The following is a 23,063-nucleotide window of genomic DNA, read 5'->3' as shown; positions in this document are numbered from 1 at the left end:
TGAATGAAGGCTCTACCCGTTGAACCCAGCAATGTTCCCGTTGCCATCGGTTCCAGAATCCGTGCAGCCCGGCAGGCGCAGCGGCTTACCATCGAGCAGGTTGCAGATGCCACGGGCCTGACCAAAGGCTTCCTTAGCAGGGTGGAGCGGGACCTCACTTCACCGTCGGTGGCCTCGCTGGTGACGTTGTGCCAGGTGCTGTCCGTGTCTGTTGGCGACCTGTTCGCCGCCCCCGAAACCCACCTGACCCGGCGCGACGACGGTCCGCGCATTTCCCTGGGCGGCCAGGGCATTGTTGAGCGGCTGCTCACGGCGCGTTCCGAGCGCAGGCTCCAAATCCTCCAGGCAACCATCGAGCCGCGGGGGCGTGGCGAAAACGAACTCTATGCCGTGGACTGCGATGTTGACGTGCTGCACGTCGTCAAAGGCAGGATCAAGCTGATCCTGACCAACGAGGAATATGACCTCGAAGAGGGGGATACCCTTTCCTTCCCGGGCCGCGAGCCCCATACCTGGATCAACCCCACGGATGAGACGGTGGAGGTGCTCTGGGTCCTGGTGCCCGCGGCGAGCCGCTAAGCCTGCGCGAAATGACAGTTAATGCCAATGTTTTGGGGAAACATTGGCATTAACTGTCATCTCGGGGTGTGGTTAGCCCACGTGCACCCAGGGGCGGCGTGTGATGTCCGCTTCGGCTTCCCTCAGCACTTCCCGGGTGACAGGTGCGATCTCGCCCTCGCCGAAGAAGAGGAACTTGCTGAGGTTGGAGATCGGGTTGCCCTCGGTCCAGCGGAAGTAGATGTGCGGCATGAAGCCCGTGACGTCGCGGATGTGGAGGAGTACGGCAGCCAGGGTGTTTGGCACGTTGTTGCTGTGGACCTCCAGGATCTTGAAGCCGTGGCGTTCCTTGCCCACTACCTGGAGTTCCTGCTCGAAGTCCGAGCTGTCGTCCACGATGATCTCGATGAACAATGCGCCGCAGTCCTTGGGCAGGTGGTTGGCCTGCTGGGCGTGTTCCAGCTTCTCCTGGTACCTGTCCGCGCTGAGGCGCTTGGGCTCGTGGGCAATGATTCGGACGGGACCATCGGTGTTGTTAGCGGTGAATTCGAGGGCCTTCTGGTCCATTTTGATATGGGTGGCCCGCAACTCGAAGGCGCGGCGGATCCGGGAAATGAAGCTCACCACCATGATGCCCAGGATGAACAGGGCAGCAATCTTGAGGCCGTCCGGGCGCTCGATCGAATTGACCACCGTGGTGTAAATGAAGACGAGCGAGACGATGCCGAAGCCGATGAACTGGGCCCGCTGCTTCTTGCGCCGTGCGGATAGCGTCACAGCAATGGACGCCGAGGTAATGAGCACCAGCACGCCCGTGGCGTAGGCGCCGCCCTGGGCGTTGACGTCTGCCTGGAAAATGATGGTCACGGCGAAGGCGATGACGGTGAACACGAGAACCAGCGGACGGAGTGCCCGGGCCCACGCGGGAGCCATGCCGTAACGCGGCAAGTAGCGGGGGACCAGATTCAGCAGGCCAGCCATGGCGGAGGCGCCCGCAAACCACAGGATGGCAATGGTGCTGATGTCGTACACGGTGCCGAAGCCATCGCCGAGGAACTTGTGGGCGAGGTAGGCCAGGGCGCGCCCCTCGGCCTTGCCGCCGGATTCGAACTCGGCGGCAGGGATCAGCATGACCGTGGTGAAGCTTGACGTGATCAGGAAGGAGCTCATGATGATCGCGGCCGTTGTCAGCAGGCGGTGGGCACCCTTGATCCGGCCTGCGGGATTGGCGTCGGTGTCCGTCGCGCGCCCCTTGATCTGCGGCATCACGGCCACGCCAGTTTCGAACCCGGAGAGCCCCAAGGCCAGGCGGGGGAAGACCAGTAAGGCAAGCCCGATCATCAACAAAGGATCGCCGTGGGACGTGGTCAGTGCACCCCACCAGTCGGTGATCACGTGGGATTCGGTGAAGAGGTGGCTGATGGCCACGAAGACCACCACGAGGTTCAGTGCCAGGAAGGCCGCGACAAGTACCACGGCAACGTTGATGGCTTCCCGGAATCCCCGGAGGAACACGATGCCCAGCCCGGCGATCAGCGCCAGGGTGATCACCACGTGCTGGCCTTCAAGGAATTCCGGAGCGAACGGGTTCTCGATGAGGTGTGCTGTTGCGTCGGCAGCGGACAACGTAATAGTGATCATGAAGTCCGTTGCGGCAAAGCCGAGGAGCGCAAGGACAAAGAGCTTGCCTCCCCAGCGGGGGAGCAGGCGTTCCAGCATGGCGATGGAGCCTTCGCCGCGGGGGCTCTCCTTGGCCACGCGTCGGTAGACGGGCAGCGCTCCGGCCAAGGTGGCGAAGACCAGGAGCAGCGTAGCCAACGGCGAGAGCAGGCCGGCGGCCAAGGCGGCGATGGCCGGTTGGTAACCGAGGGTGGAGAAGTAGTCCAGGCCGGTGAGGCACATGACCTTCCACCAAGCTTGCGGCTTGTGCGACTCGGACGGCTTACCGTGCGGTCCTTGCCGTTTGCCCGACGTGTCCGGCATGCCTTCCAGCAGCCATGCCTTGAGGTTGAAGGCTTCCTTGCGCCGGTCGGCAGGGTCGGCCGGTGGCCTGGTCAGCGTAGTCACGATGTCCTTTCGCGCAGCACGGTGCTGCTCCCGGAATGGAGCGTATTGCTGGGAATTGCCTGTTAAGACCGGTTTTTATGGAATCTTTACGCCTCATGTGACCGGCATCTCAAATGGCCGATGTTCCAATGCTGACTTGTAAACAGGTGATGCTTATTAGACAACTTTGAGTGTATGATGGGTGTCACAGCAGCCATCTACTTAAGGAGTTGCGCAACTTTGGAAGAGCTCCGTATCGAGGCCAACGGCAACCTCGGCCCCATCGATTCCTCCCGCATCCCGCGCTACGCAGGTGCAGCCACCTACGCCCGCCTGCCCCGCCTGGACCAGGTGTCCAAGGCCGACGTCACCGTTGTCGGCGTGCCTTTCGACTCCGGCGTTTCCTACCGTCCCGGCGCACGCTTCGGCGCCAACCACGTCCGTGAAGCCAGCCGCTTGCTGCGCCCGTACAACCCCGCGTGGGACGTCAGCCCGTTCGAGAACATCCAGGTTGCCGATGCCGGCGACATGGCCGTGAACCCGTTCAACATCAACGAGGCCATCGAAACCATCCAGCAAAACGCCCTGGACCTCACCGCCACGGGCAGCAAGCTGGTCACTCTCGGTGGCGACCACACCATTGCCCTGCCCCTGCTCCGCGCGGCCGCCGAACGTGCCGGCGAGCCCATCGCCATGCTCCACTTCGATGCCCACCTGGACACCTGGGACACCTACTTCGGCGCGGAGTACACCCACGGCACCCCGTTCCGCCGTGCCGTCGAAGAAGGCATCCTGGACACCGAGGCCATCAGCCACGTTGGAACCCGCGGTCCGCTGTATGGCAAGAAGGACCTCGACGACGACCACCGCTTTGGCTTCGGCATCGTCACCTCGGCAGACGTCTACTACCAGGGTGTCGCCGAGACGGTGGCCAAGATCCGGGACCGGATCGGCAACCGCCCGCTGTACATCTCCGTAGACATCGACGTCCTGGACCCTGCCCACGCTCCGGGCACGGGTACTCCGGAAGCCGGCGGCATCACCAGCCGTGAACTCCTGGAGATCATCCGCGGCTTCCGTGGCATGAACCTCGTGGGCGCCGATGTTGTGGAAGTTGCTCCGGCCTACGACCACGCAGAAATCACCGGTGTGGCCGGCAGTCACGTTGCCTACGAACTGGTGACCCTCATGGCGGACAACGCCGTGGAGGGCGACCGGCACGGCGCTCCGAATGGCTACGCGCAGCAGGCCCTGGGTGCACGCATCGAAGAACTCGCGAAAGCTACCCGGCGATGATCGACTTTGATCCGGGCACGGCGGCTCCCACCAAGGAGACCGGCCAGCGCAATGGTGGGGACCTCGTCGTCGAGACCCTAGAGGCGCTCGGCGCGAAGACGGTTTTCGGTATTCCGGGCCAGCACGCGTTGGGGTTGTTCGATGCGATGGGCCGAGGCAACCTGCACTTCGTTTCCTCGCGGGTGGAGAACAATTCGGCTTTCGCCGCTGATGGTTACTCGCGAGCTACCGGCGAGGTTGGTGTTCTTTTCCTGTCCACGGGTCCGGGGGCGTTGACGTCCCTGGCGGGTTTGCAGGAGGCCTACGCCACGGGCGTTCCGATGGTTGTCGTGGCCAGCCAGATCCCCCTGGAGGGCCTGGGTGCCCGCCGCAAGGGCATGCTCCATCAGCTCGATGACCAGAAGGCGTCGGCGGCCAACGTGACCAAGAGCCAGCGCCTGATCCAGCACGCCTCGGGTATCCCCTCGGCCATCCAGGATGCGTGGACGGAAGCGATTTCGTCCCCGCAGGGCCCTGTGTGGATCGAAATCCCGCAAAACGTGCTGCTGGATCCCATCGTGGTCCCGCCCGTGGAAGATGCCCTCGCTGAGGCCTTCGACAACCCGCCGCGCGTGGAATTGGTTCGCGAGGCCGTGAAGTGGCTTACGACGGCGGAACGTCCGGCGATCATCGCAGGCGGCGGTACGCGCCGTGGCCGGGCCGAGAAGTCGCTGCTCTCGATCGCCGAGCAGTTGCGGGCACCGGTGATCTGCACCCCTGGCGGCAATGGCGCGTTCCCGTGGAACCACGAGCTGTCCCTGCAGTCCTGGATCGAGGACCGGTACATGACTGACGTCCTCGAGGACGCCGATGTCCTGATCGTCATCGGTTCGTCCCTGGGTGAGGTGACCTCGAACTACTTCACGTTCGCCCCCCGCGGCCGGATCATCCAGATCGACGCCGAACCCCGTGTCCTGGAGTCCAACCGCCCAGGCCTTGGCATCCGTGCCGACGCCGGGCAGGCCCTCAAGGCGCTGGATGAGGCACTGATGGAGGCCGGAGCCTCGGACGCAACCCGACGCGACTGGCACGGCGCCAGCCCGGAGGACGTGGTCAAGGACTCCTTGGCCAAGGTCAAAGCGCGGCTGGAATCGCAGGACCTGGCCAAGGAACTGAAGTTCATGGCCGATATCCGCGAAGCTGTCCCCGCGGACATGCAGACCTTCTGGGACATGACCATCTCCGCGTACTGGGGCTGGTCCTGCTGGGATTCGCGTGAAGGCCAGTTCCATTCCGCGCAGGGCGCCGGCGGCCTGGGCTACGGCTTCCCGGCCGCGATCGGCGGTGCCGTCGGTCTGGAAACCACCGGCAAGCCGGGCCGGGTGCTCGCAGTGTCCGGAGACGGTTCCTCCATGTACTCCATCTCCGAGCTCGCCACCGCCAAGCAGCACAACATCCCGGTCACCTGGCTGATCGTGGACGACGGCGGCTACGGCATCCTGCGCGAATACATGGTGGGTGCCTTCGGCAAGGCCACGGCCACCGAACTCGCACGCCCCGACTTCGTCAAGCTGGCCGAGTCCTTCGGCGTCCCCGCACGCCGGGTATCCCCGGAGGAAGTGGGGGACGCGCTCAAGGCGTCCTTCGCCGCAGACGGTCCCAACGTCGTCGTGGTTGAAACCCTGCTGAAGATGTTCGGCCCCACCCACCTGGACTAGCACTGGCAACGCAGGAAACCCCCGCACGGAACGACGTGCGGGGGTTTCCTGCGTTGTAGGGCCTGCTCCGCGGGCCAAATCCCTGGTATTCAGCGCAGACCGGGCCCACAACGGAGGATCAATCGAGGTCGCGGCGTGTGCCTTCCGGCGTCGCCTTGACCGCTGCAGCCGAAGCCAGCAGGGCGACGATCCAGAACACTGCGATGAGCCAGATCCCGCCTCTGGCAGCGAGGCTCAGGCCGGCGACGATCATCGGTGTGAAGCCTGCGCCGATCATCGAAGCGCCTTGGTAGGCGAGCGAAGCGCCCGTGTACCGGTTGCGGGTGGGGAACTGTTCGGCGACGTAGGCCGCGATGGGCCCGTACAGGAACCCCTGGACCAGGCCGTTGCCCAGGATGATGGCCACTGCAAAGCCCCACAGCTCGCCGTTGGTGAGCAGCATCAGGATGGGGTACACCAGCACCGCGCCCAGGAGGGACGCACCGATGAGCACCCGACGGCGGCCCACACGATCGCTGAGGCGGGCAGAGTAGAAGCAGATCACCAGGGTCAGGAGAGCGGCGAACGCCTTGATGTTGAGGACGCCGTTCTTGTCCGCGCCGCTGTCAACAGCTACGGAAACGCCCCAAACGGTGGTCATCGACTGGCACACGTAGAACGAGGTGGTGGCGAGCAAGCCCAGGACTACGGCCCGTGGGTTGTTCTTGAGGACATCCAGCAGCGGAACCCGGCGCTTTTCGCCGGCTGCCTCCAGGCGCTGGAAGGCCGGAGTCTCGGCCACCTTCAGGCGGATCACCAGGCCTACCACAATGAGCAAAGCGCTCAGCAGGAACGGAACGCGCCAACCCCAAACGAGGAAATCCCTGCCGGACACTGCTGCGAACAAGGACAGCGCGAGCGTGCCGAGGATGGCCCCTGCCGGCCCGCCGGCGTTGGCAAACGCTGCCGCGAAACCACGGTGCTCCTTGGGCGCATGTTCGATCGCCATGAGCGCAGCGCCGCCCCACTCGCCACCCACGGCCACACCCTGGACCAGCCGGAGGATCACCAGGGCCAACGGTGCGGCCATGCCGATCTGCGCAGTGGTGGGAAGGAGGCCAATGGCCGTGGTGCCAAGGCCCATGATCAACATGGACAGCACCAGCATTTTCTTGCGGCCCAGGCGGTCGCCGAAGTGCCCGAAGATCAGGCCACCCAACGGGCGCGCGATGTAGCCAACCGCGAGGGTAACGAAGGAGGCAAACAGGTCGAAGCCCGGGCCGAGGTTGGCGAAGAAGACTTTGTTGAAGACCAGGCTCGCTGCCGTCGCATAGAGGACAAAGTCGTAGTACTCGATCGCGCTGCCAATAAAGCTGGAGGACAGGATGCGGCGCATGTCCTTGGAATTCATGGACGTTTCCGCGGTGGTGACAGCTCCGGTTTCCGGGGCTGTTGGGGCTGAGCTCATGGGTTTCCTCTGGTGTTTTCGGGCCGCGTCAGCGCTGACGGGCGAACGGGATGGTGTCGAGGTCGTTCGGGACAGTGAAGGTCCCGGTGAAGTGCTCTCCCGCTTCCTTCCAAACAGACTCCGAGGCGGAACCGGGGACGAGGTGGTGCAGGGCAAGGTGGCCGGCGCCGGCAATTTCGGCCAGTTTGGCAGCCTCGCGGACGCTGGTGTGGGACTTGTAGTGGTGGTCGCGGGATGCCCGGCTGGACTCGTCCGTCTTGTCCGCGTAGAGGGACTCCACCCACGCGAAATCGATGGCTTCGTGCAGCAGCAGGTCGGTGTCCTGGGCGAGGGTGATCATGTTCTGCGTGTAGGCAGTGTCTCCGGAGATGGTCACCGAGCCCTCGGCGGTGTCGAAGCGGAACGCGAACGCCGGAGCCACCGGGGGGTGCTCCACAAGGATGGCCGTCACCGTGACCAGTTCGTCGCGGTACACCTCGAACGGTTCCATGTCCGGCGTCGGGTTGTTGTTGGGGTGGTATCCGGATTCGGTAGGAATCTGGATGTCTTCGGCGTGGAAGATGTCCAGGGGGCTGGGCCGGAGGCTGTCCAGGATGCGGTCGTTGAGGTCCGTTGCGTGCGCCTTCATGAGCTGTTCGAACATTTGGCGGGTTCCCGGCGTCGGATTCTCCGGCGCCAGCGGTTCAGGAGCGACGACGGCGCGAGGCGACACCGCGGGAAGCTCGCCGCGGTTGCCGGGTCCAATGATGCGGACCGGGTTCTCCGTACGCTCGGTGAGCGCGTAGAGCCCGAAGATGCCGAGCCCGGCGAGGTCGTAGACGTGGTCCGAGTGGAGGTGCGTGATGAACAGGGCACGCAGGTCCTTCAGTTGCAGTCCGGACTGGCTGAGCCGTCGTCCCGCGCCCTGCCCGAAATCCACCAGGTAGAAGGCATCCCCAACAACCACGGCCGTGGCGATTCCCGTGCGCTCGCCGGAATCGGCGGCGGCCCACCACCGTGGCCCACCGGCTGTTCCGAGGGTGACGATGTGCGGTTTGAGGGATGACGTCGGCGTCATGGTTCTCCTTGGTCGGAAGGTCTTTCTTCCAGTGTGGTCCGCACCACGTCACTTGTATAATCAATCAATTCTAAGAAGTTCATAAGGAGAACTGATGGGTGAGTTTACGCTGCGGCAGTTGGAGTATTTCGTGGCCGTCCTGGACCACGGGTCACTGACCAAGGCGGCCAGCGAATCCAACATTTCCCAGGCCGCAGCCTCCATGGCCATCGCCCAGTTGGAGAAGAGCCTGGGCTTGGACCTGCTGATCCGTACGCGCGCCAAGCGGGTGGAACCAACGCCGGCGGGGGTGGAACTGGGTGTCCGTGCGCGACGCATCCTGCGGGAAACGGCGGAACTGCACGGTGCGCTCCACGGATCCCATGACGACATGCGTGGCCGGGTGTCCATCGGCTGCATGATCGCTATCTCGCCCCGGTTGATTCCTGAACTTATCCGGGTCTTCGCCGCGCGGTGGCCGGAGGTAGAGCTCGACTTCGTGGAAGGCAACGCCGAAGAGTTGCAGCGTGCCGTGGGGGAGGGCGAGTTGGATGTTGCGTTCATCTATTCGCTCCAGGCCGTTCCCGGCGTCGAAATCCTCACGGTGGCAGCATCCCGCCCGCAGTTCATGCTGGCCGCGGACCATCCTCTGGCAAAGCGGAAATCCCTCAGCTTCGCCGATTTGGCTGAGGAAGACGTGGTCCTCTTTGACGTCCCACCCAGTGCGGAACGCGTTATTGCCATGTTCCACTCGGCTGGCATAGAGCCCAAGGTGCGGTGGCGGAGCGTGGTGGCACAGACCATCCGCGGCATCGTGGCCAGCGGCCGGGCGTATTCCGTCACGAACGTGTGGCCCGGCATCGAGTCCCTCTATACGGGCGCCCGGGTGGCGTTGGTTCCCATTGAGGACAAGCTGCCGGAGAACAAGCTCGTTGCCGTGGTCCCGCCGGGTGTGCACCGGCCCAAGCGGGTGGAGGAAGTGATTTCCGTGGCCCGGGAGCTCACCGAGGACGCCTCCTGACTCTTCTTTAGTTTCCCAAAGCAATCATTCTTGTGTATAGTTGCTTTAGGCAAACAAAAAAGGGGTGTTTCCATGTCCGTCGGTTCAGCCACGGCAACCGATCTTGTACATCAAATTTTCGACCTCCAGCGGACTCTGCGCTGTGTGGTGACCGCCCACCTGGCCCGCGTTCCCGACGTCGGAATGGCTGTCCAAGGTGTCATGCGGTTCATTGGCGAGGGGGAGACCCGCGCCACTCATCTGGCGGCCAAGCTGGGCGTCAGCGCGCCTGTCCTGAGCCGCCACATCGCGGAGCTGGAAGAGCTGGGCTTCGTGATGAGGCGGCCTGATCCGGCAGACGGCAGGGCGCAGCTCCTCGCGCTGACCGAGAGCGGCACGGCCAAACTCCGCGAATTCGAAGAGCAACGGAGCGTCCGGTTGCGGGACTACCTCGCGGACTGGAGCGAAGAAGATGCGCTCGAAGCATCCAGGGTGCTGGAGAAACTCAGCTCGTCCCTCAAAGACTCAATCCGGGCAACGGCGGCCGGTTCCACAACGACGAAACTCACAGTTTAGGAGCCACGCATGGCCAAACCAGCAGTCCAAACGGCAGCGGCAGGGCAGGTAGGCGCCGCAGCGCCCATGACCCACCGCCAGATCATGGAGGCTTTGACGGGCCTCCTTGCAGCGTTCTTTACCGCGATCCTGAGCAGCACCATCGTGGCGAACGCCCTCCCCACCATCATGTCCGAGCTCAAGGGCACGCAGACCGATTTCGCCTGGGTCATTACCGCGGCCCTGCTCGCCAACGCGGCCACCACGCCCATCTGGGGCAAGCTCGCGGACCTCTTCAACAAGAAGCTGCTGGTCCAGCTCAGCATCATCATCTTCGTGGCTGGCTCGGTCATGGCAGGCCTGTCCGAAACGATTCCGCTGCTGCTGACCGCCCGCGTGGTCCAGGGCGTGGCGATGGGTGGCCTCACTGCACTGGCCCAGGCCATCATCGGCTCCATGATTCCGCCGCGCGACCGCGGCAAGTACTCGGGCTACATGGGTGCTGTCATGGCTGTTGGCACCGCCGGTGGCCCGCTGCTTGGCGGCTTCATCGTGGACAGCCCCCTCGGGTGGCGCTGGACATTCTTCGTTTGCGTTCCGCTGGCCGTGATTGCGCTCATCCTGCTCCAGATCACGCTGAAGATCGAGCACATCAAGCGTCCGGCCAAGATCGACTGGCTGGGTGCCATCCTGCTGACCACGGGCGTGAGCCTGCTCCTCATCTGGGTTTCCTTCGCCGGCAACCCGGAGTACTACGACTGGGTCTCCTGGCAGTCAGCCCTTATGGTTGGCGGCGGTGTGGCGCTCCTGGCGCTGCTGGTGTTCGTTGAGACCAAGGTGTCCCAGCCGATCATTCCCTTGAAGATCATCTCGGAGCGCACCACGGCCCTGGCCATCCTGGCTTCCGTCGCCGTTGGCATCGCGATGTTCGGTTCATCCACGTTCCTTGGCCAGTACTTCCAGGTTTCCCGCGGCGCCACGCCTACTGAGGCCGGCCTCCTGACCCTGCCGATGATCGCCGGCAACCTCGTGGGTTCCGTGGCCTCGGGTATCCTGATCAGCCGCTTCGGCAAGTGGAAGAGGTTCCTGATCGCCGGTTCGGTCCTGCTGATCGGCGGGCTCGCTTTCGCCGGCACCATGGACCACACCACTGAATTGTGGATCGTTGCGATCTACACCGGTGTGTTCGGCCTTGGCCTGGGCATGCTGATGCAGAACCTGGTACTTGCCGTGCAGAACACCGTGCAGGCGAAGGACATTGGAACGGCCAGCGCTTCGGTGGCCTTCTTCCGTTCGGTGGGTGGCGCGATCGGGGTCTCCGTCCTCGGTGCCATCATGTCCAACCACGTGAAGGACCTGGCGGTCGAAGGACTGGCCGCGGCAGGAATCCCCGCGCAAGGTGGCTCCTCTGGCGCCAGCATGGACCTGGCCGACATGCCCGCCCCGATCCGCGACATCATGCGTGCCGCGTACGGTGACGCTACGGCCCAGATCTTCATGATCTCCGCCGTCATCAGCGTGGTAGCCCTCCTGGCGGTCCTCCTGATCAAGGAACGCCCGCTGCGCCGGACCGTTGACGCAGCCCCGGAAAAGGAACTCATCGCCACCGCCTCCGGCGAGGCAGCGATGTCCTTGGACACGACGTCCCTGGATGCAGTGCCTTCCGGCGCCAATAAAGTGCACGACGCCGGCACCCACCTTGATGCCGAACGGCACCTTGCTTCCGGCTCGGTTCAGGATTCCGGTTCCCGGCAGGGTGCTGGGTCCGGGGAAGGCGCGCGGCGTTCGGCTCCGGGCGACCGTTCCTCGGAGGACCTTGACCTTGAGTTCGCCAGGATCCTGACCCAGGAACGGCCCCATGCGGCGACCGACGTGAAGGAACTCCAGGAGCAACTGTCCCGGACGCAGTACGTCCTGGCGGAACAACAGCTCCAGCTCAGCCGGGCGAACGTGGAACTCCAGGCCCGGCTGCGCGAGCAGCAGGGCGTCGCCGAGCAGCAGGCCCGGACAGCCGAGCAGCTGAAAGCCTTGCGTAAGGAGCTCAAGCATGAACGCCGGCAGCAGGAACGCATGGCACTGATGCTCCTGCAAGGCGTCGAAGCCAAAACTGACCACGGCAAGCACGCGGGCTAGGCCTGGGAACCTGCCTTCTTGCTCGCTTTCCCCGCCGTGCTGAGACGGGAAGCGAAACAATGGCGCGACAAAAGGCGCTGGCTGGGATTCCTGCCAGTGCCTTTTGTGTTTGGGTCGCAGCGTCGTTCGCTGTGGTCACCGGAAGATATTCGTAATACGATTCTTTGCATGGAACGCAAAATGCGCGGACGGGAAGTCTCGGAGTCTGAGATCGACGAGTGGGTGGAGGAGGCCGAAGCCGGCTACGACCTTGAGGAGTTGAAGGCGCGGATGGGGCGCCCTGCCCGGGGGGCGGAGGCATCTCAGGTCATTCCGGTACGGCTGACGGTTGACGAGTTGGCAGCCGTGATGGCAAGAGCCGAGCGCGAACACCTCAACCGATCCGAAGCCATCCGTGCCGCACTGGCCGCCTGGTCGCACGCGGCGTGAATGTCCGCCGTTCCGCACGCAAGCACGGTATCAGCTCCGCTGACGCGATCGAGGCGGCGACCTGGCCGCTGGTGTCAGTCCCCTTGGATGATGAGGACCCACGCAGGTTCCTTCGCCTCGGCTTTGATACGCACGGGCGGCTGCTGGAACTCGTAGTACTGGTCTGGGACGACGGTAGTGAAGAGCTGATCCATGCGATGAAATGCCGCCCGAAGTACCTCGGGATGCTTGGCTAGCGCCATCTACCCCCAGAGTGTCGCTGCTGGTACTCCGCTGGGATGATCTTTTCCGGAGGTTGTTTCGCTCAGGCAACCGACCTCGTAGAGTGGGGAGGCTAATACTGTCAGCGCCTGCTGCTAGAACTTACTTAACTCATTCACGCACTCTCCTTAAGGATCCGTGGGCATGCTTGTCACCCTTATACGGCGCTACTCCAAGCCGTATTTGCCGCAAATCGTGGCCGTCCTCATCTTCCAGTTGGCGTCCACCATCGCAACGCTCTACCTTCCCAGCCTCAACGCCAAAATCATTGACGAGGGAGTTTCCCGCGGCGATACCGATTTCATCTGGCGGACCGGCGCGCTCATGCTCGCTGTCGCCCTCGCCCAGGTACTCACTGCCATCGCGGCCGTCTACTTCGGAGCCCGGACGGCCATGGCCATTGGCCGTGACCTGCGCCGCGGCGTTTTCCGCCAAGTCAGCAGCTTTTCCGCCCAGGACGTCAACAAGTTTGGCGCTCCAACCCTGATCACCCGCGGCACCAACGACGTCCAGCAAGTCCAGATGTTGGTGCTCATGGGCCTGAACTTCATGGTCTCCACGCCCATCATGTGCGTGGGCGGCATCATCATGGCCGTCCAGGAAGATGTCAGCCTGTCATGGCTCGTATGGGTCTCCGTGCCTGTCCTCGTGGCGGTGGTCGGTTACCTGGTGGTTCGCCTGATGCCGCTCTTCCGGTCCATGCAGGCCAAGATTGACGCCATCAACGGCGTGCTGCGCGAGCAGATCATCGGTATCCGCGTGGTCCGGGCATTCGTTCGGGAGCCGTACGAGGCAAAGCGCTTCGGCGAGGCCAACCAGGACCTCACGGCCGTGTCCGTGAAAATCGGCAACCTGTTCGTCCTTATGTTCCCGGCCATCGGCATGATCCTCCACCTCTCAACCGCTGCTGTGCTCTGGTTTGGTGGCCAGCGCGTCGATTCCGGAGACATGCAGGTTGGGGCACTGACCGCGTTCCTCCAGTACCTGCTGCAGATCCTGATTGCCGTCATGATGGGTACCTTCATGGCCATGATGATTCCCCGCGCTTCGGTGTGCGCGGACCGCATTGGCGAGGTACTCGACGTCGAGCCTTCCATCCATAACCCCACCACCCCGGTGGTTCCGGCCGAGAAAGCCGGTCGCGTGGAGTTCCGCGACGTTACCTTCAAGTACCCGGGCGCCGAGGCTCCCGTGCTGAGCAACATCTCCTTCAAGGCCGAACCCGGCAAGACCCTGGCCATTATCGGTTCCACCGGCGCAGGCAAGACCACCCTGGTTTCGCTGCTGCCGCGGCTTTACGACGTCGCCTCCGGTGAAGTCCTGCTCGACGGCGTCCCGGTCACCCAACTGGATGCGTCGGAGATCAGCAGCCGTGTTGCCGCCGTTCCCCAGAAGCCGTACTTGTTCTCCGGCACCATCGAGCACAACCTCCGCTTCGGCAAGACCGAGGCCACGGACGAGGAACTCTGGGATGCACTCGAAACCGCGCAGGCCAAGGGTTTCGTTGAGGAGAAATCGGCAGGCCTCAACCGCCGGATCGCGCAGGGTGGCACCAACGTCTCCGGTGGCCAGCGCCAGCGTCTCTGCATCGCACGCGCCCTGGTGACCAAGCCCAACGTCTATGTCTTCGATGACTCTTTCTCGGCACTGGACGTCGCCACCGACGCCCGGCTGCGCAAGGCACTGAAGGCCAAGACCCGCGATTCCACGGTGATCATTGTTGCCCAGCGCGTTTCCACCATCCGCGACGCCGACGAGATCCTCGTCCTCGACAACGGACGGATCGTTGACAGGGGAACCCACGATGAACTCCTGGAAACCTCACCCACCTACCAGGAAATCGTTGAATCCCAGCTGAGCGTGGAGGAAGTGGCATGACCGAGCAGAACCAGCAAAAGAAGCGTGGCTGGGCTGCCAAGGCAGAAGCAGCGAAAGCCGCCAAGGCAGAGGCTGCGGCTGATGTAGCCACAGAGGCTCTTGAAGACGAGGACTTCGTCGAAGAGGAGTACGTCCCCACCGAAGCCGACGGCGGGATGTTCGGCGATGTGCCGGCCAAGAAGGCCAAGGCTTTCTGGCCTTCCGCCAAGCGTCTCATGGGGCTGCTCAAGCCCGAACGGGTCGGTGTGTTGATCGTCATCGGACTCGTGGTGGTTTCCGTGGTCCTCAACGTCATCGCTCCCAAGGTCCTCGGCAGCGCCATGGACGTCATCTTCGGTGGCGTCATTGGCAAGCAGATACCGCCCGGTGTGACCCCGGAGCAGTTCGCTGACCTCATGCGCCAGCAGGGCCAGGACAATTTCGCGGACATGGTCTCCAAGATGACCCTGACCAATGGCATCGACTTCTCGAAACTGACGTTCCTGATTTCGATCGTCCTGCTCATGTACTTCGTGGCCAACATCTTCCTGTGGGCCCAGGGCTGGTTGCTGAACCGGATCGTCATGCGGGTCATCAGGAACCTCCGCGACGAAGTCCAGGCCAAGCTCAACCGCCTGCCGCTGAACTACTTCGACACCCGCCAGCGCGGCGACATCCTCTCCCGCGTCACCAACGATGTGGACAACGTCCAGCAGGGGCTTCAGCAGGCATTCGCGCAGCTGGTCAGTTCGGTGCTCACCGTGCTGGGCATCATCGTGATGATGTTCATCGTGTCCTGGGAGCTTGCGCTGATTGCACTGATTGCACTGCCGCTCTCCGGCGTCATGGCTGGGGTGATTGGTGCGCGGAGCCAGAAGCTCTTCGCGGCGCAGTGGAAGAACACCGGTGCCTTGAACGGCCAGATCGAGGAATCCTTCTCCGGCCATGACCTGGTGAAGGTGTTTGGCCGCGATGCAGACATGCTGGTCCGCTTCGATGAAAAGAACGAGGAACTGTACAAGGCCTCCTTCGGTGCACAGTTCGTCTCCGGCATCATTTTCCCGGCCATGAACTTCGTTTCGTACCTGTCCTACGTGGGCATCGCCGTCGTCGGTGGCCTGCGCGTCGCCTCGGGTTCCATGAGCCTCGGCGATGCCACGGCCTTCATTCAGTACTCGCGCGAATTCACCCAGCCGCTGGGCCAGATCGCGGGCATGGCCAATATGCTGCAGTCGGGCGTGGCCTCGGCCGAGCGTGTCTTCGAGTTCCTGGATGCCGAGGAGGAAGTCCAGGAGACCGGCACCAAGCACTTGCCGGCCAAGACGGACGGACACGTGGAGTTCGAGAAGGTGTACTTCAGCTACGTCGAGGACAAGCCGCTGATCGAGGATCTGTCCTTCAGCGCTGAGCCGGGTCACACGGTGGCGATCGTGGGACCAACCGGCGCCGGCAAGACCACGTTGGTTAACCTGGTGATGCGTTTCTATGAGCTCAATGCAGGGCGGATCACCTTGGATGGCGTGGACGTCAAGGATCTCAGCCGGGCCGAACTTCGCTCCAAGGTTGGCATGGTGCTGCAGGATGCGTGGCTCTTCGGGGGCACCATCTACGACAACATCAAGTACGGCAACCTCGATGCGACGGAGGAGCAGGTCATGGAGGCCGCGAAGGCCACCTACGTGGACCGCTTTGTCCGCGCACTTCCGGATGGATACCAGACCATCATCGACGAAGAGGGCAACAACGTCAGCGCCGGTGAGAAACAGCTCATTACCATCGCACGTGCGTTCGTTTCCGATCCGTCCTTGCTGATCCTCGACGAAGCGACGAGCTCCGTTGACACCCGTACTGAACTGTTGCTGCAGAAGGCCATGGCTGCCCTCCGCACGGACCGGACCAGTTTCGTGATCGCCCACCGCCTTTCAACCATCCGGGATGCCGACACCATCCTGGTGATGGAGAACGGCCAGATCGTGGAGCAGGGCAACCACAGCCAACTGCTGGCACTGCAGGGCGCGTATTACCGCCTCTACATGTCCCAGTTTGCTGGTGAGGATGCAGGCGAAACCACAGTGGACGATTCGACGGCGGTGCACAGCTGAGCACGCAAACGGCACCCGCGTCCGCGGAATCGTCGGTGGCACCCCAGCGCATAGAGGTCTTGGTGCCCATGCGCTGGGGTGACATGGATGCCTACGGCCACATCAACAACGTGCAGATCGTGCGCATGCTGGAGGAAGCCCGCATCGCGGCTTTCGGTCCGCCTGCAGGCGCCGGTTTGCCGGGCACGGAGCCGCCCGCCGCCTTGTTCAACGATGTTGGCGAAGGCGTCATGACCCTCGTCGTCGAGCACAAGGTCCGCTACGTCCGAACCTTGGAGTACCGCAACGTCCCGGCCGTCGTGGAAATCTGGGTAGGCGCCGTGAAGGGCGCCAGCTTCGATCTCCATTACGTCATCAAGGATCCCGTGACCCGTGAGGAGTGCGTGAAGGCCAGCACCCACCTCGCGTTTGTCGCTGAGGACACAGGGCGGGTCCTGCGGCTCACCCCGGAGCAAAAGGAGAAGCTCCAGGCCTACCAGGCCTGAGCCCACCGTGCTTTGCAGCCAGGCCCCTAAGTCATGCTTCTTAGGGGCCTAAGCTGTGCCCAAACCCGGGTCCACGTAGAGTTTCACCATGAAACTTGAGATCGCCGTAACAAGCGCTGCGGGCGCAGGCACGTCAGCCGCGGAAGGCGCCGACAGGATCGAACTGTGCAGCGGCCTGGAACTCGGTGGCCTTACTCCCAGCCAGGGCCTCCTGGAGTCAAGCATGGAACATGTGGACGGCCGCCTGGGGATCCATGCCCTGGTCCGGTGCCGGCCCGGCGATTTCCACTATTCCGCCTCGGACGTGGACACCATGGTTCACGAAGTCAGGCACCTGCTGGCACTTGGAGCTGACGGCGTTGTGGTGGGGGCGCTGACCCGCTACGGTGAAGTGGACGTTCCCGTAGTGACGAAGCTGGTGGACGCCGCGCGGAAGGCTCGGGCAGAGGCCCAGTTGACCTTCCACCGTGCCATTGATCAGTCCCGCGATCCGCTGCGCGCCCTCGAGCAACTCCTGGAGCTCGGGTTCACGCGTGTCCTCACGTCGGGTCATGCGGCAACGGCCGGGGACGGCTTAGCCACCCTGACCCAACTGGTTGAGCGCTCCGCTGGCGCCATTGAGATCATGGCTGGGGGAGGACTCAAGACCTTCGACATCCCGGCCATGCATGCGGCAGGCCTCTCCGCCGTGCACTTATCCGCCAAGAGAACCGTATCGACGCTCACCGACTCCGCCGTTTCCCTTGGCAGCCAGGACGGCGCGGATCCCACGGCCTATTCCGTGACAGACCGCGAGACAGTGCGCGCAGCGAGGGCCGCGGTGAATGCCGTCAATCTGTAGCCGCGGGCGTGAGTCTCTCCAGCCTGCTATTGGACCGACGCAGTGGGCCTCCGGTATTTTGGAGATGCGGACCTGCCCCACACACGTGGATCGGCGGGTCTTGCTGTTTAACGATTAGATTGCCGAAGGCGCTGATGTCGATTCTGCGAAGATCGCCGTGGGATCGCTGCCCTGGGTGGGGTGGAGCCGTCTGTCGGAAGAGCTCGTTTCGTCTCAGAACACCCCTCCAATGACACTCATCGCGCATCGCAATACCCTTTACAGCCTTCACGGAACGCGGCAATGATGTAAGGATTCACCAACTCGGTGAAACCACCCCGGAAGCTACCTTCAGGAGTCCCAGCGATGCCGCTGCCCGAGCCGCTCACACCGGCCACAACCCGCCCCTCCGAGCCAGCCCAAGCCGTCAAATCCCAGCACATCGGCGCCAGCCAGCAACACGGACCCCAACGCGTCACCGGGCACCCGGAGGTGGAGTGCGGCGTCGGCAACTGGGACAAGCTCCTCTACGGCAACCACCGCTTCGTGGTGGACGTCCCGGACGATGGGCTGGGCGAAGCCAGGAGGGTGGTGGTTCCATGGCGGCGGCAAGATCAGGACCCTGCCGGCGTGGAGGTCATCATGGTGGCGGCCAAGTCCGGGACGAGGCTGCGGAACGTCTTAGTGGAAGTAGCTACGCGGGAGTCCGGCACGCTGGTTTTCCAAGCCGTCGATGGCCCCGGCACCTACTTCGTCTATTACTTGCCGTACGCGATGCTTGGCAAGGCGCACTACCCCCAGGCGCAGTACCTCCCACGCAGGCCGGCCGCCGAGCCGGACTGGGCGGCCGCCGTCGTGGGTTCCCTATGGGCGGACAGCAACCAAACCCAGCTCCCACAAGCGCATTCAGTGCGTTACGAGGCCGCCAGCGAGCGAGACTCGTTTGCGCCCATGAACTTCACGGCAACGGCGGCGGAACTGGAGCTACTCGCTCAGCAGTATGCCGACGAAGCCTTTCTCCTCTTCGCCGAGGACCGGCTCAACCCGATCTCCATGCGGCACAGGCTTCCTGCGCATTGGGCCATCAACGGACCCGCCAACCACTTCCGGGACATTGCCGAGCCGGGGGAGGATCACGTGGTCCAACTCGGCGTGTATGCGCAGAAGGACCTCGACGGCGTCACGGTAGAGGTGACAAACGGCCACTGCGTCAACACCGACGGAACAGACCGCCTCGGCAAGCCCTTGAAGAAGTCCCTCAGCATCCCCGCGGGAACAGTGAAGGCCTTGTTCGTCATCGTCCCCATCCCGGATGATGCCGACGGCGTGGTCACAGCGGACATCACGGTCCGAAACGGCGACCGTCAAGCGCAGCGTCTGGCCGTGGAAATGGATATCAAGGAACCCACGGAATCCACCAAGGATCCCCGGCTGCTCAGGCGCCTTGCGTGGCTCGACTCGACCATCGCCCAGGACGCCGAGCTCGTGGCTCCGTTTACCCCTGTCACGCTGGATGGAGAAAACCGGAGGTTAGGAATCCTGGGCAGGACACTGACGCTGGGAGCCTCGGGCCTGCCGCAGCAGGTGACGTCCACCTTCACCGCGGGTGTGACGGCAACGGATGGTCCCGCCGTCGGGCTTTTCGCCGAGCCGATGACGCTGGAAACGGGACCCATCGAATGGTCCTATGGGCCGATTGATTACACCGTGGCGGGACCGGCGCGCGTCTCGTGGACCTGCCAGTGGACAGGCGTGCAGGGCGGCAAGACAGTGGCGTCGCTAGGACTGACCGGCACGCTCGACGCGGACGGTGCTGTTCATTTCGAGCTGCGGTTGGGCGCACACGAGACTGTGGACGTGCCCGACGTCGGACTGCGGCTTGGGTTGCATGAGGCTGCGGTACCGCTCGCCATGGGTATGGGAATCCCGGGCGGACGGCGACCCCCGGAACTGGACTGGGTGTGGGATATCGCCAACAAGAACCAGGATGCCCTGTGGCTGGGCGGGGTTAACGCCGGGCTGCAACTCGCCCTCCGTGACAAGAGCTATGAACGGCCGCTGAACACCAATTTCTACCTTGAGAAGCCGTTGCTGAAGCCGAAGTCCTGGGGAACCGGTGGAGTCACGATCCGTACGCAGGGCGGCACAGTCACCGTACAAGCCACCAGCGGCCCACGCACCCTGGAGCGCGGGCAAGCATTGGACTTCGACTTCCGGCTTCTCCTGACTCCGTTCAAACCGATCGAACCTGGCAAACATCTGGCCAAACGGTACTTTCACGAACCGGCGGACCCTGCACGGATAGCAAACGCCGGCGCCACAGTGGTGAATATCCATCACGCCACCGCGCCCGCTCCGTACATCAACGATCCACTGCTCAATGAGGACAGGCTCCGCAGCTATATTGCCGAGTGCCACAAGCACGGACTCAAGGCCAAGGTCTACAACACTGTCCGGGAGCTCACCTTACATAGTCCTGAGCTGTTGCCGATGCTCCAACTGGACCATGAAGTGTTCAGCGACGGGCCGGGCAAGGGGCACATCTGGCTCCAGGAGCACGCCGGCGATGGTTACGTGTCCGCATGGTTTGCGCCCAACGTGGATGACATTGCGGTGGTCACCACAGGTGGCTCGCGGCTGGAGAACTTCTACGTCCGCAGCCTCGCCGAGCTGTCCAAAGGCGAGGACGGCATCGACGGGATCTACCTGGATGACATCGCCTACGACCGGCACACCATGCTGCGGGTCAGGAAAGTGCTGGAAAGAGCCTGCCGGGAGCGCGCCACGGACGGACCTGAGATCGACCTGCATTCGGCAAACCAATTCACCGCCCACGATGGCTACGCGTCCTCGGCCAACTTGTACATGGAGCAACTGCCTTATGTGGACCGGCTCTGGCTCGGGGAGTACTTCGACTACGAAGGAACCGATCCGGACTACTGGCTGGTGGAGTTGTCCGGAATACCGTTCGGCCTCATGGGCGAGATGCTCGAAAACGGCGGCAATCCCTGGCGAGGCATGGTGTTCGGCATGACGGGCAGGGCGCCGCGAGTGGACAACCGGCCCCTGTGGGAATTTTGGGCAAGGACTGGGCTGGAGCTGATGGAAATGATTGGCTGGTGGGACCGCAACGCCCCGGTGAAAACCAATCACCCGAACGTCCTCGCAAGCACGTGGCTGAACGGCGACAAGGCAGTAGTGGCGCTGGCCTCGTGGGCCGAGGAGACTGTGGACGTGCAGTTGAATTTCGACGCCGGTTCCGCCCACCTTGCGTCCGTCGTCATGAACGCCCCTGCCATTGACGGCTTCCAGAACGCCGCGCACTACCAGCCCGGCGCCACCATCACCATCGAGCCGAACCGCGGGCTCCTCCTCACGATTGGATACTGACGTGGCAACACCATCCAACCTCACAGTGACCACCCTGACGCTGGGCATGGCGGACCTTGGGCCGCTGAACCCCCTGCCCGTGGTGGCCTCCGAACTCGACCAGCCCTACACCGTGGGCGAGGGCATCCCCGAGGAGCTCCAGGCGTCCGCACGGTACGGCCTGGTGCCCAATGTCTATCCGTACTTGATGCAGGACGGCTACGACAGGGACGCGGCACCCAGGGAGTTTCCCGCCGTCGTGCTGGAAAACAGCAAGCTGCGTGCCACGGTGCTGCCCTCGCTGGGCGGCCGGATCTGGGAGCTGTTCGATAAGGACACGGGCAAGCAACTGCTGCACACCCACGGTGCCCCGCAGCTGGCCAACATTGCCCTGCGGAAGGCGTGGTTCGCGGGCGGTTTGGAGTGGAACATCGGCACCCGCGGCCATTCGCCCACCAGTTGCGATCCCCTCCATACGGCGATCGTCCACACCCCCGATGGCAAGCACGTCCTGCGAATGTGGGAGTTCGAACGCCTCCGCGAAGTGGTGTTCCAAGTGGACATCTGGCTGCCCGAGGACTCGCCTGTGCTGTTCGCCGCGGTGCGGATCCGCAACCCCAATGACCACGACGTTCCCATGTACTGGTGGAGCAACGCGGCGATTCCGGAAACGGCCAGGACCCGCGTGATCGCGCCCGCGGACGAGGCGTTCGGCAGCGACTACGCCACGGACATCACCCGCGTCCGGCCCACGGCCCACGAAGGCTACGACGGCACGTGGCTGGTCAACAGCCCGCACGCGGCCGACTTCTTCTTCGACATCGATCCATCCGAGCGCCGTTGGGTAGTGGCAGCGGACGACGACGGCGACGGGCTGGCGATGCTCTCCACCGGCCTGTTGCGGGGGAAGAAGCTTTTCGTCTGGGGCCAGGGGCAGGGTGGCAAGCGATGGCAGGAGTGGCTGAGCCCCGGCGCCGCCCCCTACGCCGAAATCCAGGCGGGACTGGCACAGACCCAGTTCGAACACCTGGTCATGCCAGTTGGAGCGGTGTGGTCCTGGGTGGAGGCGTATGGCAACGGGCACCTTGACCCGGGCATTTCACACGGCCAGGACTGGGACGCCGCCGTGGAACACGCGGGCCGGAAGCTGGAGACACTGCTGCCGCACGAGGAACTGGAGGCCATGCTTCCCGCCGCGATCAGCAACGCCGATGTGCCGCCGTCGAAAATGCTGCTGACCGGCAGCGGCTGGGGAGTGGCCGAACGAGCCCGGCGCCGGCGCGCCGGCAAGGGGTGGATCGACGAAAGCGGCACGCCGTTCGTCACCGAAAGCGTCACGGCGGAGCAGGAACCCTGGCTTGGGCTGCTGAAAGGGCAACCGTTCGACGGCGCCCCCTCCTTTGTTGCCGGCGCGGACTGGGAGGAGCTGCTTGCAGCGCAGGGAAACCCGGAAGCGGACTTCCACGTGGCTACCATGCGGCATGCGAAGCAGGACCTCAATGGCGCCAAGGAATGGTACAAACGGACACTTGGCGCCAAGCATGCCCACAGGCGGACGAAGGCCCTGGCACACCGCGGTTTGGGCTTGGCCCTGCTCGCTGCCGGAAGGGACGAAGAAGGCCTCGCTGAGTTGCGGAACGGCGTCGAGACTGATTCAAGCGCCGTCGCCTTGCTCGTGGAAGCCGTCACCCTGAGCATCCGGCACGGAGACCCGGTCATGGCGCTGGACCTGGCGGAGTCGGCACCCAAGGAGGGTGCCGCCGTCGGACCTTTGACGTTCCTCAGGGCGCTGGCGCTCGCCCGCGGCGGGCACGGAGCCGAGGCCGCAGAGATCCTCCGTACCGGCGTCGAGATCCCTGATTTGCGGGAGGGCGAGGACGCCATCGCGGACCTGTGGGAGGAAGTATGTCCGGGCGAACCCGTCCCTGCCGGCTACCGGTTTGGGATGCATTAGTCCCTTCGGAGGACTAAA

At 63.7% G+C, this 23,063-nt stretch carries 16 protein-coding genes; 13 read left to right on the top strand and 3 right to left on the bottom strand.

The window, feature by feature from the left end; all coding sequences use genetic code 11:
- Nucleotides 1–3: 3 nt before the first annotated feature.
- The gene (locus ACH488_RS06750) at nucleotides 4–579 is read left to right on the top strand and encodes a helix-turn-helix domain-containing protein (RefSeq protein WP_018777077.1); all 576 of its coding nucleotides are present in this window, start codon (nucleotides 4–6) and stop codon (nucleotides 577–579) included.
- Between the two features lie 72 nt (nucleotides 580–651).
- Here the strand turns inward: ACH488_RS06750 and ACH488_RS06745 are convergent, their stop codons facing one another.
- Nucleotides 652–2,625, bottom strand: coding sequence for an APC family permease (locus ACH488_RS06745; protein WP_397323074.1), 1,974 nt, complete (start codon nucleotides 2,623–2,625; stop codon nucleotides 652–654).
- A 219-nt stretch (nucleotides 2,626–2,844) separates the two neighbouring features.
- Here ACH488_RS06745 and speB point away from each other — a divergent pair, with 219 nt between their 5' ends.
- Nucleotides 2,845–3,900, top strand: a complete 1,056-nt coding sequence (speB, locus tag ACH488_RS06740) for an agmatinase (protein WP_397323073.1) — start codon at nucleotides 2,845–2,847, stop codon at nucleotides 3,898–3,900.
- Nucleotides 3,897–5,597, top strand: coding sequence for a thiamine pyrophosphate-binding protein (locus ACH488_RS06735; protein WP_397323072.1), 1,701 nt, complete (start codon nucleotides 3,897–3,899; stop codon nucleotides 5,595–5,597). The genes speB and ACH488_RS06735 overlap by 4 nt, the downstream gene beginning before the upstream one ends.
- A 118-nt stretch (nucleotides 5,598–5,715) precedes the next feature.
- Here the strand turns inward: ACH488_RS06735 and ACH488_RS06730 are convergent, their stop codons facing one another.
- Both ACH488_RS06730 and ACH488_RS06725 read right to left on the bottom strand, forming a co-directional pair.
- Nucleotides 5,716–7,044 (bottom strand): MFS transporter, encoded by a 1,329-nt coding sequence (locus ACH488_RS06730; RefSeq protein WP_397323071.1) that lies wholly within the window; start codon nucleotides 7,042–7,044, stop codon nucleotides 5,716–5,718.
- 28 nt (nucleotides 7,045–7,072) lie between these two features.
- Complete coding sequence (locus ACH488_RS06725) at nucleotides 7,073–8,101, bottom strand: MBL fold metallo-hydrolase (RefSeq protein ID WP_397323070.1); 1,029 nt, start codon at nucleotides 8,099–8,101, stop codon at nucleotides 7,073–7,075.
- Nucleotides 8,102–8,195: 94 nt separating this feature from the next.
- On the opposite strand from ACH488_RS06725, the gene ACH488_RS06720 reads away from it, so the two are divergent.
- From ACH488_RS06720 to ACH488_RS06675, 10 genes are all read left to right on the top strand, one after another.
- Nucleotides 8,196–9,101 (top strand): LysR family transcriptional regulator, encoded by a 906-nt coding sequence (locus ACH488_RS06720; RefSeq protein WP_397323069.1) that lies wholly within the window; start codon nucleotides 8,196–8,198, stop codon nucleotides 9,099–9,101.
- A 72-nt stretch (nucleotides 9,102–9,173) separates the two neighbouring features.
- Complete coding sequence (locus ACH488_RS06715) at nucleotides 9,174–9,656, top strand: MarR family winged helix-turn-helix transcriptional regulator (protein WP_397323068.1); 483 nt, start codon at nucleotides 9,174–9,176, stop codon at nucleotides 9,654–9,656.
- A 9-nt stretch (nucleotides 9,657–9,665) separates the two neighbouring features.
- Nucleotides 9,666–11,768 carry an MFS transporter gene (locus tag ACH488_RS06710; RefSeq protein WP_397323066.1) on the top strand — a complete coding sequence of 701 codons (2,103 nt, stop codon included), beginning with the start codon at nucleotides 9,666–9,668 and terminating at the stop codon, nucleotides 11,766–11,768.
- Nucleotides 11,769–11,786: 18 nt separating this feature from the next.
- The gene (locus ACH488_RS06705; protein WP_397323064.1) at nucleotides 11,787–12,197 is read left to right on the top strand and encodes a ribbon-helix-helix protein, CopG family; all 411 of its coding nucleotides are present in this window, start codon (nucleotides 11,787–11,789) and stop codon (nucleotides 12,195–12,197) included.
- Between the two features lie 405 nt (nucleotides 12,198–12,602).
- Nucleotides 12,603–14,336 carry an ABC transporter ATP-binding protein gene (locus ACH488_RS06700; RefSeq protein WP_397323062.1) on the top strand — a complete coding sequence of 578 codons (1,734 nt, stop codon included), beginning with the start codon at nucleotides 12,603–12,605 and terminating at the stop codon, nucleotides 14,334–14,336.
- The gene (locus ACH488_RS06695) at nucleotides 14,333–16,417 is read left to right on the top strand and encodes an ABC transporter ATP-binding protein (RefSeq protein WP_397323061.1); all 2,085 of its coding nucleotides are present in this window, start codon (nucleotides 14,333–14,335) and stop codon (nucleotides 16,415–16,417) included. Before ACH488_RS06700 ends, ACH488_RS06695 begins: the two co-directional genes overlap by 4 nt.
- Nucleotides 16,418–16,485: 68 nt before the next feature.
- A complete protein-coding gene (locus ACH488_RS06690; protein WP_397323306.1) occupies nucleotides 16,486–16,902 on the top strand; it encodes an acyl-CoA thioesterase in 417 nt (138 codons plus the stop codon).
- A gap of 88 nt (nucleotides 16,903–16,990) precedes the next feature.
- On the top strand, nucleotides 16,991–17,743 hold the full coding sequence (locus ACH488_RS06685; RefSeq protein ID WP_397323059.1) for a copper homeostasis protein CutC: 753 nt from the start codon (nucleotides 16,991–16,993) through the stop codon (nucleotides 17,741–17,743).
- 345 nt (nucleotides 17,744–18,088) lie between these two features.
- Nucleotides 18,089–21,112: a glycoside hydrolase domain-containing protein gene (locus tag ACH488_RS06680; RefSeq protein ID WP_397323058.1), complete on the top strand. Its 3,024-nt coding sequence runs from the start codon at nucleotides 18,089–18,091 to the stop codon at nucleotides 21,110–21,112.
- A gap of 1 nt (nucleotide 21,113) precedes the next feature.
- Nucleotides 21,114–23,045 carry a DUF5107 domain-containing protein gene (locus tag ACH488_RS06675; RefSeq protein ID WP_397323057.1) on the top strand — a complete coding sequence of 644 codons (1,932 nt, stop codon included), beginning with the start codon at nucleotides 21,114–21,116 and terminating at the stop codon, nucleotides 23,043–23,045.
- Nucleotides 23,046–23,063 lie beyond the last annotated feature (18 nt).

The organism is Paenarthrobacter sp. NPDC018779 (assembly GCF_044391085.1).
In the GTDB taxonomy this organism is placed as follows: domain Bacteria; phylum Actinomycetota; class Actinomycetes; order Actinomycetales; family Micrococcaceae; genus Arthrobacter.
The sequence above is the reverse complement of the archived record's forward strand: the minus strand, read 5'-3'. Positions and strand labels throughout refer to the sequence as shown.